This is a genomic window from Flavobacterium soyae (genome assembly GCF_045348165.1).
Taxonomy (GTDB): Bacteria; Bacteroidota; Bacteroidia; order Flavobacteriales; family Flavobacteriaceae; genus Flavobacterium; species Flavobacterium soyae.
Map to the genome: position 1 here is coordinate 2,805,041 of NZ_CP150845.1, position 13,390 is coordinate 2,818,430.

Below are 13,390 nucleotides of genomic sequence, written 5' to 3' on the forward strand. Positions count from 1 at the left end.
ACTTTTAAGATATATTCTAAGCTTTAAATTATAGCGCTGATTTAACAGTTTTGATAATTCTTGCAGCAATTTTGTATGGATCTCCGTTTGAAGCTGGTCTTCTGTCTTCTAACCATCCTTTCCATCCTTTTTGAACAGTCATTAAAGGAATTCTGATAGAACATCCTCTGTCTGAAACTCCATAAGAGAAATCGTGAATAGAAGCAGTTTCGTGTTTACCAGTTAAACGCTGTTCGTTGTAAGCTCCGTAAACCGCGATGTGCTCAGCAGTAACAGGACGGAAAGCTTCACAGATTCTTTCATAAGTTGCCTGGTCTCCACATGTTCTTAACACATTGTTAGAGAAGTTAGCGTGCATACCAGAACCATTCCAGTCAGTATCTCCTAGTGGTTTTGGGTGATATTCAATATAGTAACCATATTTTTCAGTCAAACGATCTAAAAGGTAACGGGCAACCCAGATTTCGTCTCCAGCTTTTTTAGCACCTTTAGCGAATAATTGGAACTCCCATTGTCCGCAGGCAACCTCTTGGTTAATACCTTCAAAGTTAATTCCGGCAGCGATACATAAATCAGCATGTTCTTCTACTAATTTTCTTCCGTGAGTGTTTTTTCCACCTACAGAGCAGTAGTACATACCTTGTGGAGCAGGATAACCTCCAACAGGGAAACCTAATGGCAATAAAGTTTTAGTATCCATGATGAAATACTCTTGTTCGAAACCAAACCAGAAATCATCATTATCATCATCAATAGTAGCTCTACCGTTAGAAGGGTGCGGTGTTCCATCAGCATACATAACTTCAGACATTACTAAATATCCGTTAATACGAGTTGGATCTGGATAAATTGCAACAGGAACTAATAAACAGTCAGAAGATCCACCTTCAGCTTGTTTTGTTGACGAACCATCAAATGACCAATTTCCAAGTTCTTCTAATGTTCCTTTGAAATTTTCGTGTTCTTCAACTTTAGTTTTACTTCTAAGATTTTGAGTTGGTTCGTATCCATCTAACCAAATGTACTCTAACTTAATTTTAGCCATAATAATATAAATTTATTTTTTTTTGTTTTTTCGCTGGGTCAAATATAGATTTATTTTTTTAGTCCTAAAAATTAGGGGGCTATTTTGTTTATCAGACAACAATTTTTTTGAGAAGCGCAATTTTGATAGGGGTATATTTTTAAAAAAGCAATTTTGAATACTTAAAAAAAATAAATTCGTAAAAATAAAGGTAAGTTTTTGAATTTTAGGGTTAAGAAATTATGAAAAAATGTTTATTTAATGAATAATACTGAGCTTTTTTGTTATATTTCTTTACATCGTCTTTATTATTCTTTAAAAAAAGGATCATCTGTTGATAAATCTTCGTATAAAATTCTCGGATTTAAGTTTAAAAAAGGGGCTTTTATTGTTTATATTTGTTGTTCATTTTTTTAGTGAAAACTATTACGAATTTTTAAAATTATATACATGTCAACATTACGTTTTCAAGCTTTAAAAGAAGCTTCTACAAGAAAGCCGGTACACTTTGAAGAAATAGATAAGAAATCGAATCTTTTTGGTTCAAATGTGTTTAATGAGAAAGCAATGAAGCAGTTTTTAACTTCAGATGCTTTAAAAGGAGTAAGAGATGCCATTCAACACGGAACGAAAATAGAACGAAAACTGGCAGATTATATCGCCATGGGAATGAAAGAATGGGCATTATCAAAAGGTGTTACGCATTATACACACTGGTTTCAGCCATTAACAGGAACTACTGCAGAAAAACACGATGCTTTTTTTGAAACATCGTATGATGGAAGTGATCCTGTCGAGAAATTTGGCGGTGCACAATTAGTACAGCAAGAGCCAGATGCATCAAGTTTTCCTAACGGCGGAATCAGAAATACATTTGAAGCAAGAGGGTATACAGCCTGGGACCCGACTTCGCCAGCCTTTATATATGGAACAACTTTATGTATTCCAACCGTTTTTATTGCCTATACAGGTGAAGCCTTAGATAATAAAATACCTTTATTAAGAGCATTATCTGCAATTGATGAAGCGGCTACAGAAGTTTGTAAATACTTTGATAAAAACGTAAAAAAAGTAACTGCAACTTTAGGATGGGAACAGGAATATTTCCTGATTGACAAAGCTTTAGCAAATTCACGCCCTGATTTAGTGATGACAGGAAGAACTTTATTAGGACATACATCTGCAAAAGGACAGCAGTTAGACGATCATTATTTTGGATCTATCCCAACTCGCGCCCTTACTTATATGAGGGATTTAGAGCAGGAATGTATGTTGTTGGGAATTCCGGTAAAAACACGCCATAACGAAGTTGCGCCAAATCAGTTTGAGCTGGCACCAATTTTTGAAGAAACAAACCTTGCAGTAGATCATAACTCTTTATTAATGGATGTAATGCAGAGAGTTGCAGAACGTCATGATTTTAAAGTATTATTTCATGAAAAACCATTTAAAGGAGTAAACGGATCAGGAAAGCACAATAACTGGTCGCTGGCAACAGATACAGGGGTTAATTTATTGAGTCCTAGTAAAACGCCAATGAGCAATTTACAGTTTTTGACTTTCTTTATTAATACCATAAAAGCGGTTAACGATTATGAAACTTTATTGAGGGCATCTATAGCAACAGCTAGTAATGATCATAGATTAGGAGCTAATGAGGCGCCGCCGGCTATTATTTCTGTTTTTATTGGAGCACAATTAACAAAAGTTTTATCTGAATTAGAAAGTGTAACAACCGGGAAATTATCTCCAGAAGAAAAAACAGATCTTAAACTAAATGTGGTTGGTAAAATTCCAGATGTACTTTTAGATAACACTGACAGAAATAGAACTTCGCCTTTTGCCTTTACAGGAAATAAATTTGAGTTTAGAGCGGTTGGTTCAAATGCAAACTGCTCGAATGCAATGACAACCTTGAATGCTATTGTGGCAAAACAATTAATAGATTTTAAAAATGAAGTGGAGAACCTGATCGAGTCGAAAGACATGAAAAAGGATGATGCTATTTTTAATGTTTTAAGAGAGTACATCAAACAATCTAAAAAAATCCTTTTTGAAGGCGATGGTTACAGCGAAGCCTGGGAAAAAGAAGCTGCAAAAAGAGGTTTAAGTAATTTTAAAACAACTCCGGAGGCGATAAAAGCTAAAGTTTCGAAACAAGCTTTAAACTTATTCGACGAACTTGGAATTTTTAACCATGTTGAGGCGGAAGCGCGTTATGAAATTGAATTAGAAGAATACACCAAGAAAATTCAGATTGAAGGAAGAGTTTTAGGAGACATTGCCAGAAATCATGTAATTCCAACTGCAATTCGCTACCAAAATACATTAATTGAAAATGTAAAAGGTTTAAAAGAAATCTTCGGAAAAGAATTTGAAACTATTGCAAAAGAACAGATTACTTTAATCAAAGAAATTTCTGGCCATATTGAAGGAATCAATTCTAAAGTTTTGGCCATGACTAATGAAAGAAAGAAAGCAAATCAGTTAACTGATGGTCAAAAAATGGCCGAAGCATATTGCAATAATGTGAAGCCATATTTTGAAGATATCCGCAATCACTGTGATAAATTAGAATTATTAGTGGATGACGAAAGCTGGACATTAACAAAATACAGAGAATTATTGTTTACTAAATAGTTTTTTCGCCACGAATTGCACGAATTTATATTTCAAAAATCATCCTTATTGGATGATTTTTGTTTTTTAGAAATAGAAATTTGTGAAAATTTGTGCAATTCGTGGCAAACTTTTTTGAAACCTATATTTGAATAAGCCAAAGAATTAAAAAAAGGGATTATCTTTGCACCACATCAACACAAACTAATTTTCATGAGTTCAGATTCTAGCAAAAGATATGCACAAAGAGGTGTTTCGGCATCAAAAGAAGACGTACATAACGCTATAAAAAATATTGATAAAGGTTTATTTCCACAAGCATTCTGTAAAATTGTCCCTGATTATTTAACTCAGGACAACGACCACTGTTTAATCATGCATGCTGACGGAGCGGGTACAAAATCATCCTTGGCTTATATGTACTGGAAAGAAACCGGAGATCTTTCGGTTTGGAAAGGAATTGCCCAGGATGCTTTAATCATGAATATTGACGATTTATTATGTGTTGGCGCAACGGATAATATTTTACTTTCTTCAACCATTGGAAGAAATAAAAACTTAATTCCGGCTGAAGTTATTTCGGCAATTATCAACGGAACCGAAGAACTAATCAACGAGCTAAAATCTTTTGGAGTAACAATTCATTCAACGGGAGGAGAAACTGCAGATGTTGGAGATGTTGTTCGCACGATAATTGTAGACTCGACTGTTACAGCTCGTATGAAACGCAGCGATGTTGTAGATAATGCAAATATTAAAGCCGGAGATGTAATTGTTGGATTGGCTTCTTTTGGACAAGCAACATATGAAAAAGGATATAACGGCGGAATGGGTAGCAACGGATTAACGTCTGCCCGCCATGACGTTTTCGGGAAATATCTGGCTAAAAAATACCCGGAAAGTTATGATGCTGCTGTTCCCGAAGAATTAATTTATTCAGGTCAGGTAAATTTAACGGATGAAGTTGAAAATAGCCCAATAAATGCTGGTCAATTGGTACTTTCTCCAACCAGAACTTACGCACCAATTATCAAGAAAATTTTAGATAAATACACACCAAACGAGATTCACGGAATGGTGCATTGCAGTGGCGGCGCGCAGACTAAAATTTTACATTTCGTTCAAAATTTACACATTATAAAAGATAATTTATTTCCGGTTCCGCCATTGTTCAAGTTAATTCAGGAACAATCAAAAACCGACTGGAAAGAAATGTATCAGGTTTTTAACTGCGGTCACCGTATGGAGCTTTACGTTCCTGAAAACATCGTACAAGATATTATTGAAATTTCAAAATCATTCAATGTTGATGCACAAATCGTAGGCAGGGTAGAAGCAGCAGATACTAAAAAACTAACTATTACCAGCGAATACGGAACATTCGAATATTAATTTTTTTGAGGTGCAAAGGATCAAAGGTTCAGAGTTACAAAGTTTTTAACATCTGAATTTTTAGTAGAGACGCACAGCAGTGCGTCTAACATTACGAAAGACGCGCTGCTGTGCGTCTCTACAATTTATAAAACGCCAGTATTATGTACGAACTGCTTTTTTGGAGATATTTAGACGAAATTTACCTAAACCATCATGAGGTTTACGAGGCTCTTGTTGAAAAAGAAGAAGTTGACGGCCTTGAGAAACTTCCTGTTGAGGTAATTATCAATCGTATCAATTCTGTTTTCTCAAAATGGGAAAGAGTCGATGAAAACAGCTGGAAAAATAATGCCGGAAAAGGAGCATTCCAAGTTATTACAACACCGCAAAGCATCAAAATTGACTGTTACGGCACCGAAGGAAAAACCATGAATCAATTAGTAGATTTAATGGAAGAATTCAAATGTCCGCTTTACGATCCGCAGGTTCCGGAACGTTATGATGAAATGAGTGAATAATTATTTTTTGCATATCGAGTAGAAATTGAGAAAAAGTATAGCCCCTCCGGACAATGTCATTAAGTTAAGAGGAAATCTATAAAATTACTTAACAGTTTAATTAAGAAAGTCATTAGAAAAATCAGTTTTTATCAGCGTCTAATTGTGACGCGGATAAAACAGATTTACTTCGTAAAAACGCTGATAAACACGGATTTGATTTGCAATAATTTTATTTTCTAAAAGCTTAACTTAATGACATTGCCCTATGAGACACTTTTGTTCTACCGATATTTTACTCCTAGCGAAGCAAGGCATTCAAAATAAATAATCTGATAGGGATTATAAGGTAGTTTAGTATTTTTGGTTACCGATATTACTCCTAGCGGAGTAAGGCATTAAAAATAAATATCTCGTAGAGAATTAAATATGGGTAGTTTGGTATTTTTTGTTACCGATGTTTTATTCCTAGCGAAGCAAGATATTCAGAATAAATATCTCGGAGAGATTAAATATCGGTAGCTACGATGTATTTATAAGTTTTACATTGTCCTGTAGGGACTACATTTTATAGAAGAATGGCGGTAAAATATTTAAGCCTTAATTTTTTTAATTGATAGAGAAAAATATGAATGCAGTTTCAAATTTCAATTTCACAGATAATATAGTTTTAGAAGACGACTTCGTTTTATTACGTCCTATTCAGGAATCAGATGTAGAAAATTTACTAGAAATTTCTATTAACGAACCCGAAACCTGGAAATATTCTTTAGTTAGTGCAGAAGGAAAAGAGAATTTGATCAATTATATTCAATTGGCAATTAAAGCAAGAGAAAACCAGAAAGAATTTCCGTTTATAGTTTTCGATAAAAAGTCTCAAAAATATGCCGGCTCAACACGTTTTTACGATATCAACTTTGAGTTCAAAACCTTACAATTAGGTTATACTTGGTATGGATCTGCTTTTAGAGGAACCGGACTAAACAAACATTGTAAATTCCTATTATTACAATTTGCTTTCGAAACCCTTGGAATGGAGCGAGTAGAATTTCGTGCAGATAATAATAACGAACGAAGTATTGCTGCAATGAAAAGCATTGGCTGTAAAATCGAAGGTGTTTTAAGAAGCAATATGCCAACACGAGATAGCGATGTTCGTCGTGATTCTATCGTTTTAAGCATTCTAAAAAACGAATGGTTTGATGAAGTAAAAGAAAATCTAAAAAATAAGCTTTAAAAGAGCCGTTAGTTTTTTTCCATATTTGTAGGGTCGGATTTTAATCCAGTTTAAAAGAAACAGAAGGAAAAAAAGAACCATAGGTTCGAGCAATATTGTAGGGCTGGATTTCAATCCAGTTTAAAAGAAACAGAAGGAAAAAAAGAACCATAGGTTCGACCAATATTGTAGGGCCGGATTTTAATCCAGTTTAAAAGAAACAGAAGAAAAAAAAGAACCATAGGTTCGACCAATATTGTAAGGCCGGATTTCAATCCAGTTTAAAAGAAACAGAAGGGAAAAAAGAACCATAGGTTCGACCAATATTGCAGGGCCGGATTTCAATCCAGTTTAAAAGAAACAGAAGGAAAAAAAGAACCATAGGTTCGACTAATATTGTAGGGCTGGATTTCAATCCAGTTTAAAAGAAACAGAAGGAAAAAAAGAACCATAGGTTCGACTAATATTGTAGGGCTGGATTTTAATCCAGTTTAAAAGAAACAGAAGGGAAAAAAGAACCATAGGTTCGACCAATATTGTAGGGCTGGATTTCAATCCAGTTTAAAAGAAACAGAAAGTAAAAAAGAACCATGGTTCGACCTATTTTATTATGCTAAATGAACCGTTCCTACGGAATTTGTCATTCAAACTTGAAATTTATTTCCATTGACTTTTATTATTGGAATTTGGAATTTCAAAATTGAATTTTCCATAACCATTATTGGAATTTCTCATTAATTTATCCATCTTTCAATAACAAATTTTGTTCTTTTCGAAGCCTCACCACCAACTGATCAATATGAGTTTTTATCTTTTGAGGTAATGTATTCCAGTTTTGGTCTTTCTTAAAACTTCTGCAATGATCTAAATCACATTCTACTGCACGAATTACATATTTTTTGTTGTTATAAACCGTAATAATTTTTACACGTCTAATTTCGTCATATTCCGTTTTTGATCCGTAGACAATCACCGGATCAATGTAGCCATCACCATCAAGATCTTTGGTACTGCAATATTTTGTCCAAAACCAAATTGTAGTTTCTTTCGGATTATAATCTTCCAGTAAATCGTTAATTCTCCATTTTTCCAAAAAGCCGCCATGATTATTCATGACACAAATCGCCTGAATTTTAGTATTTAAAGTATCTTTTTTTGAAATATTTTTTTGATTTTCGGTTAAAACCAAATTAGTAACCCCGCTTTTATCCTTGTATTCAAAAGCTCTGTAAATAGGAAAATCAGAAATTTTATCAAGCTCTCTTTGAGTTATTTGTTCTTTGGATAATTTATAACTTTCAATTTTTTGAGAGAAAGCAAATATAGAATTTAGAAGAAACAGGAGTACAGTTATTTTTTTCATTTCGGCAGTTATGTTTAGAAAACCAAAGATATTCAAATGCAGTTGAGTTTAAAATTTAAATTTTTTAAAACTATATTTTATCGTAATTTTCTGAACCAAACAATTACTGAAAAAGACCTGATGAATATTGTACAAAAAACCGCTTTTATTATTGCATTTGGAATTTTAATGTTTGTTTTTACGGCAAATACAAATGCGCAGAAAAAGGGAAACAGCCTTGGAAATTTGATTCAATATGTAGATCCAATGATTGGAACAGCAAAAATGGGACACACATATCCAGGAGCTACAGTTCCGTTTGGGAGCGTGCAGTTAAGCCCGGAAACAGATACAATTGCATACAGCTTAAACGGAAAATACAATGGAGAAGTTTATAAATATTGTGCAGGGTATCAATATGAAGATAAAACAATTGTAGGTTTTAGTCACACCCATTTTAGCGGAACTGGCCACTCTGATTTAGGAGATTTTCTAATTATGCCAACAACCGGCAAATTGCAATTGAATCCCGGTGTTGCTTCAAAACCATTATCAGGTTACAGATCGGCATTTTCTCATGCAGCAGAAAAAGCAGAACCGGCTTATTACAGCGTTCTTCTGGAGGATCATAATATTAAAGCCGAGCTTACGGCGACTACCAGAGTAGGAATGCACCAATATACTTTTCCAAAATCAGATAAAGCACACATTATTCTCGATTTAACTTCGGGAATTTACAATTATGATAAAAAAAATGTCTGGACTTTTGTACGTGTAGAAAACGATACTTTAGTTACGGGTTATCGCCAGACAAACGGCTGGGCGAGAACCAGAACCGTTTATTTTGCAATGTCTTTTAGCAAACCAATTAAAAGTTACGGACAGGCCGCGCAGGAAAAAAGTGTTTACAGAGGCTTTTGGGGAAGATTTGATCAAACGAAAAATTTCCCCGAAATGGCAGGACAAAACCTAAAATTGTTTTTTGATTTTGATACAAACGAAGGCGAAAAAATCAAAATCAAAATGGCTTTATCGCCTGTAAGTTCTGCAGGAGCTTTAGAAAACATGAAAAAAGAAATTCCGGATTGGGATTTTGAACGTGTTAAAAAACAAAGTCAGGAAATTTGGAATAAAGAACTGAATAAAATTCAGGTTGAAACCATTCAAAAAGAAGATTTGGTGAATTTTTATACCGCAATGTACCACGCTTTTTTAGGCCCAACAGAATATATGGACCTTGACGGAAATTACAAAGGTTTGGATATGAATGTACATAAAGCCGATAATTTTAAAAATTATACCAGTTATTCATTGTGGGATACTTATAGAGCTTTGCACCCGTTATTCAACATTGTGCAGCCTGCCAGAAATGCTGATATGATAAGTTCGATGCTCGCACATTCAGATCAAAGTGTTCATAAAATGCTGCCAATCTGGTCACATTATGCAAATGAAAACTGGTGTATGATTGGGTATCATTCCGTTTCTGTAATTGCCGATGCAATTGTAAAAGGAAATATAAATTTTGATGCTGAAAAAGCACTTCAGGCTTGTGTAAATACAGCAAAAGTTCCGTATTTCGACGGATTGGAATATTATATAAAAAAGGGATATGTTCCTGAAGATAAAAACAGTTCATCAGTTTCTAAAACTTTAGAATATGCTTATGATGACTGGGCAATTGCACAGGCAGCGAAGAAATTAGGAAAAACGGATATTTATAATGAATTCATAGAAAGATCAAAGAATTATAAAAACGTTTACGACGAGAAAACAGGATTTATGCGTCCTAAATTAAACGACGGAACTTTCAAAAAAGAATTTGATCCGCTTGATACACACGGACAAGGTTTTATCGAAGGGAATTCGTGGAATTATAGTTTATACGTACCGCAGGATCCTGCCGAGATGATTAAAATGATGGGTGGAAATGATAAATTTAAAGTTCGTTTAGATTCATTATTCAGCATGCACCTGCCAGATAAATATTTTGAAAACACAGAAGATATTACAAGAGACGGAATTATTGGAAATTATGTTCACGGAAATGAGCCTTCGCACCATGTTGTGTACTTGTACAATTGGACAGATTCTCCGTGGAAAGCTCAGGATAAAATCAGAATGATTCTGAAAAAAATGTACCGAAACGGCGCCGATGGTTTAGGCGGAAATGACGATTTCGGACAAATGAGTGCCTGGTATATTTTTAGCAGTTTAGGTTTTTATCCTGTTGCTCCGGGTTCTGATGAATATGCTTTGGGAAGTCCGCTGGTTAAAAAAGCTGTTTTCAATTTAGAAAACGGAAAAATTTTCGAAGTCGAAACGACAAATCAATCGGATAAAAATGTGTTTGTAAGCAAAGTTTTATTGAACGGAAAACAATTGGACAAACCGTTTTTAAAACATGCAGATGTTATTAATGGAGGAAAAATTACTTTTTATATGAGCGCAAAACCTAATAAGAAATATTATCAAAATTAAAGATGACCGCAGATTTGGCGGATGAAACGGGTTTACACTGATGTTTATTTATTGTAGTGATGTAATATTACCAATGTCACCCTGAGCGAAGTCGAAGGGCTTTTGCGATGAAAAAAGGGCTTCAACTTCGCTCAATCTGACAAGAGTACAAAATTAGAATTCGTGAAATTTGCGGCAAAAAATAAACAAAGATCGGGATCGCTCAGCCTGACAAAAGAACAATATTAAAATTCGAGAAAATTTGTGCAATTCGTGGCGGAACAACAAAAAACTTCACGAAATTTGCACTTCAAATAAAGACAATTAAATATGAAAATAAATTTAAAATCAGGAATTGATAAATTGCTTTTCGGAATGAAGCAGAACGATGTTACAGCTGTTTTAGGAAAACCTGATAAAAATTATAAAGATGAAGATGACAATGTGATTTTTGTATACAATGCACACAAAATCAGATTGACATTTTATGAAGAAGAAGATTTAAAACTTGGTTATCTTGTAGCTTCAAGCAATGATTTAGAAGTTTTCGGATTCAAATTAATCGGAAGAAAAATTGCTGATGTAAAGAAAGATTTCGCTTCAAAAGGAATTACTAAATACAATCAGGAAACTTTTGATACTTTCGAAAATTATTTCAATGAAGACAATTGGTTTATTCTTCAAACAGAATTTGATGAGGTAGTAAAGTTTGAAATTGGCGCAATTATCAATAATAAAGATGAGTTTGACTGGAAGTTTCCGGTTAAGAAATAGTAATTTGTCATCCTGAGGAACGAAGGATCACACTAGTTGATCGACATAGATTGTCGACATGCTTTGTAGAGTTCCTAGTGTGATCCTTCGTTCCTCAGGATGACAAAATAAAAAAACCGACAAGTGATTGTCGGTTTTTTTTATGAGTTTAAAAGAAATTACCCTTTTAACCATGCATTTCTAAGTTTGTCTTTTGAAGCATCAGTAGCTTTAAAAGTCTCAGTTTCTTCGTATGGTAATTTTACAGTTCCTTTAATAGTTTCTTCTTTACCGGCACGTTTTATTTTTACAGTAATTGGATCATTTTCTTTCCATTTTTCACTTTCACCAATAAGTTCGTAAATATTTTCTAAAGAATATGCTTTGTTGTTAACTGCTAAAATGATATCTCCGCCTTTTAAATTTAAATTCTTGAAAAAATCGTTTGGTTCAACATCAGAGCGAACTGCAATTTCTTTTGTCTGCTTGTCAATTGTAATGTATGGAGTTTGCCCTTTTAAGAAAACTGCTCCGGCTTTTTTCTCAGTAGATTTAGTTACTCCAACTTTTGCAAGATAAAAATCGTAAGGGATTGGAGTAGTTCCGGCAACATATTTGTTTAAGAAATCTCCAACTTCAGGATAAGTTAATTGTGTAATTTTAGCAAATAACTCATTATCGTTAAACGGTTTTTCAACACCATATTCAGTTGATAATTTGTGCATTAAATCAAGGATTCCTCTTTCACCGTTGCTTTTTTCTCTAATGATAATGTCTATACACATCCCAATCAAAGCACCTTTTTGATACACATTTAAGTATTGGTCTTTATAAGGCTGTTCTAAAACGTTAGCACTCATTTTAGTAAATGACATTGTATCATCTAACTTTTTAGCCTGCTCAATTTTATCAGCAATTCTAGTGTAGAATTCTGCTTCATCAATTAAACCTTGATTAATCTGGAAAAGATTTGCAAAATATTCTGTTACACCTTCGTACATCCATAAATGTTCAGACATTTTTGGGTCATTATAATCAAAATACTGGATTTCTTTTGAGTGAATAGTCAATGGAGTTACAATATGAAAAAACTCGTGAGAAACAACATCTTTCATCGATTCTACCAGTCTTTCTTTTGGCATAGATTCCGGAAGCACAACTGTAGTAGCTGTTGGGTGTTCCAGAGCTCCAAACCCATGTGCATCGTCTTTTGCCATACTTGATAAGTATAATAAAACAGTATACTTTTTAGTTGAATTTACTTTACCTAAAAAGTTTTTCTGAGCCGTCATCATTGTTTTCATTTCTGGCGTAATACTTTCTGCAGTAAATTTTCCTGTTGGAGAATAAACAGCAATTAAAATATCCATTCCGTTAACATTAAAAGTAGTATAATCCGGCTTAGAGTACATAATTGGATTTTCAACCAAAACGGCGTAACGAGGTGTTGTAAAAACGTCACTTGTTTTGCTTGCATCTTCATCATTCATTGATGTTGCTCCCCAAAGTGTTTCAGGATGTGTAATAGTAACTTTGTACGGAATTTCTAATTTGTCTTTGAAATACCCAACAAAACCATGTGTATTTACTAAGAAATTCTCTCCGGCTTTGATGTTTGTTCCTGCAGGTGAGAAAATATCATCATTACCAAATCCGGTTCCTTTTTCAGTGTCAAAAGTGTCATTAACTAAATAAGTAATTTTTTTTAGCGCTTTAGCATTAGAAATAGACCATGAATTATCACCAAGTCTATTTACTGTTAAAGCATTTCCTTTAGCATCATAAGCTTTAAAATCTTCTGAGTATTTTCCGTAGTTATCAGTAGAATAAGTTCCGGGAACTGTTTTTGGAATGCTGTAGATGATTTCATCTGTTTTAATTGGAGGAGGTGTTACAGTTACCAAAACTTTGTCATTTTTTACATCAACAAGATTAATGTTAACGTCTACGACATTTTTTTCAGAAACTGAAGAACTTCCCGTTTTACAGCTCCAAAGCGTTACTGCAAGAGCTAAAGTGTAAAGTATTTTTTTCATTTGATATTGTTTAGTTATGTGTATATGACTTAAAAATCACAAAAATGTTACAATAATTTATAAATATAA

Annotated in this window: 9 protein-coding genes; 6 read left to right on the plus strand and 3 right to left on the minus strand. The window is 33.8% G+C overall.

Going from position 1 to position 13,390, the window contains the following annotated elements; all coding sequences use genetic code 11:
* Positions 1 to 28: 28 nt before the first annotated feature.
* A complete protein-coding gene (locus AABD74_RS11995; protein ID WP_232681383.1) occupies positions 29 to 1,045 on the minus strand; it encodes a glutamine synthetase beta-grasp domain-containing protein in 1,017 nt (338 codons plus the stop codon).
* A gap of 429 nt (positions 1,046 to 1,474) precedes the next feature.
* Here AABD74_RS11995 and AABD74_RS12000 point away from each other — a divergent pair, with 429 nt between their 5' ends.
* The 4 genes from AABD74_RS12000 to AABD74_RS12015 all read left to right on the plus strand — a co-directional run bounded on the left by AABD74_RS12000 (position 1,475) and on the right by AABD74_RS12015 (position 6,751).
* Positions 1,475 to 3,664, plus strand: a complete 2,190-nt coding sequence (locus AABD74_RS12000) for a glutamine synthetase III (protein ID WP_232681384.1) — start codon at positions 1,475 to 1,477, stop codon at positions 3,662 to 3,664.
* A 192-nt stretch (positions 3,665 to 3,856) separates the two neighbouring features.
* Entirely contained in the window at positions 3,857 to 5,035 is a 1,179-nt protein-coding gene (locus tag AABD74_RS12005) for an AIR synthase related protein (RefSeq protein WP_406843020.1), read from the plus strand.
* Between the two features lie 143 nt (positions 5,036 to 5,178).
* Positions 5,179 to 5,535, plus strand: a complete 357-nt coding sequence (locus AABD74_RS12010; protein ID WP_232681386.1) for a hypothetical protein — start codon at positions 5,179 to 5,181, stop codon at positions 5,533 to 5,535.
* Between the two features lie 607 nt (positions 5,536 to 6,142).
* Positions 6,143 to 6,751, plus strand: coding sequence for a GNAT family N-acetyltransferase (locus tag AABD74_RS12015; RefSeq protein ID WP_406843021.1), 609 nt, complete (start codon positions 6,143 to 6,145; stop codon positions 6,749 to 6,751).
* Positions 6,752 to 7,469: 718 nt separating this feature from the next.
* Here AABD74_RS12015 and AABD74_RS12020 read toward each other — a convergent pair.
* Positions 7,470 to 8,093, minus strand: coding sequence for a M949_RS01915 family surface polysaccharide biosynthesis protein (locus AABD74_RS12020; protein ID WP_406843022.1), 624 nt, complete (start codon positions 8,091 to 8,093; stop codon positions 7,470 to 7,472).
* A gap of 168 nt (positions 8,094 to 8,261) precedes the next feature.
* Here AABD74_RS12020 and AABD74_RS12025 point away from each other — a divergent pair, with 168 nt between their 5' ends.
* A complete protein-coding gene (locus AABD74_RS12025; protein WP_406845638.1) occupies positions 8,262 to 10,553 on the plus strand; it encodes a GH92 family glycosyl hydrolase in 2,292 nt (763 codons plus the stop codon).
* A gap of 309 nt (positions 10,554 to 10,862) precedes the next feature.
* Positions 10,863 to 11,306, plus strand: coding sequence for a hypothetical protein (locus AABD74_RS12030; protein WP_406843023.1), 444 nt, complete (start codon positions 10,863 to 10,865; stop codon positions 11,304 to 11,306).
* A 158-nt stretch (positions 11,307 to 11,464) separates the two neighbouring features.
* On the opposite strand, the gene AABD74_RS12035 is transcribed toward AABD74_RS12030, so the two are convergent.
* The gene (locus AABD74_RS12035; RefSeq protein WP_406843024.1) at positions 11,465 to 13,321 is read right to left on the minus strand and encodes a peptidase M61; all 1,857 of its coding nucleotides are present in this window, start codon (positions 13,319 to 13,321) and stop codon (positions 11,465 to 11,467) included.
* Positions 13,322 to 13,390: the final 69 nt, after the last annotated feature.